The organism is Micromonospora foliorum (genome assembly GCF_022229015.1).
Taxonomy (GTDB): Bacteria; Actinomycetota; Actinomycetes; order Mycobacteriales; family Micromonosporaceae; genus Micromonospora; species Micromonospora foliorum.
The window spans coordinates 1-1106 of record NZ_JAKKFF010000190.1 but is presented as its reverse complement, the minus strand read 5'-3'; the positions used below and the strand labels follow the sequence as shown (position 1 = coordinate 1106).

2 protein-coding genes and 1 pseudogene are annotated in these 1106 nt (G+C 70.6%); 2 read left to right on the top strand and 1 reads right to left on the bottom strand.

The window, feature by feature from the left end:
* Positions 1-208: pseudogene (locus PSH25_RS15420) on the top strand (serine/threonine protein kinase); the annotation flags it as partial.
* Here the strand turns inward: PSH25_RS15420 and PSH25_RS15415 are convergent.
* Positions 195-527 carry a hypothetical protein gene (locus PSH25_RS15415; protein ID WP_238659747.1) on the bottom strand — a complete coding sequence of 111 codons (333 nt, stop codon included), beginning with the start codon at positions 525-527 and terminating at the stop codon, positions 195-197. The pseudogene PSH25_RS15420 and the gene PSH25_RS15415 overlap by 14 nt on opposite strands.
* A gap of 175 nt (positions 528-702) precedes the next feature.
* On the opposite strand from PSH25_RS15415, the gene PSH25_RS15410 reads away from it, so the two are divergent.
* Positions 703-1106, top strand: a 404-nt coding sequence (locus PSH25_RS15410; RefSeq protein ID WP_238659746.1) for a transporter substrate-binding domain-containing protein, incomplete at its 3' end; no start/stop codon positions are given.

Below are 1106 nucleotides of genomic sequence, written 5' to 3'. Positions count from 1 at the left end.
CGCCGACTACGACGAGGTGGCCGCCGCCGAACCGGTGCGGCAGGTGTGCAGCGCCAGGACGTTCCGTCTGACCACCGGGATCGCCGAGGCGACCGGCTGGCACCTGGAGGTGCTCCCGCCGATCGACGGCAGCATCGACCGGACCTACCGGTGTCTGGCCGGGCGCGGCGTGGACGCGCTCACCGCGCCGACGCTCACCGGCCGCTGAGCCCGTTCGACCCGCGTCGGCGGTCACGCACCGCACGCAACGCGTCCCGGCTGTCCAGGGCGTCCAGAGTGTCCGCGTCGATCCCGTACGGCATCAGCTCGGGCGGCCCGACGGCTGCCGACCGGTCCACCGGCTCCGGGTCGTCGACCTGACGAGCGGCGGAGACCGCGACCCCGGCGACCATGGTCATGAGCACGCAGAGCAGCGCGAGAACCACGCCGAGGAGGTCCTGTCGGCGCCACACGACCAGCATGACCAGCGGCGCAAGGGCTCCCAGCGCCGCGAGCACCGCCACCGTGCGCGCATCTGGTCTGGACAATCGGCTCACCCGTCCAGCATGTCGTGACGAGGCCGGCTGTCAACCGCAGAACGCCCGCCGCGCCGATCGACGTCGATCCGAGCGACCCGCCCGACATGGACACCGCACCTACACGGAGTGGACAGGAACGGCTACTCTCGGTGTCCCGCAGGCTCTTCCGGCAGCGAGGTCGCCCATGAACTCAGGCAGTTCGCAGTCCCGGCTCCGCTCGGTCGCGTCGACGCTGGCGGTCGCGCTCACTCTCGTGCTCGCCGCCGCCGCCGGCTGCGACAGCCGGAAGGAACCGGAGCTGCAATCCGTGCAGGAGAAGATGCGCGAGACGCACATCTACGGTCAGTCGAAGCTGCGGGTCGGTGTGGCCACCAACGAGCCGTTGATGAGCGAGTTGCGCAACGGCAAGCCGGTCGGCTTCGACGTCGAGATCGCCCGGTACATCGCCGCCTCCCTCGGCTACGAGGGGGACCAGCGGCTGGAGTTCGTCCCGGTGGCCACCGAGGAACGGATTCCCGCGCTACAGGGCGGGACGGTCGACCTCGTGGTGTCCAGCTTCTCCATCACCGAGGAGCGCAAGCAGGTGGT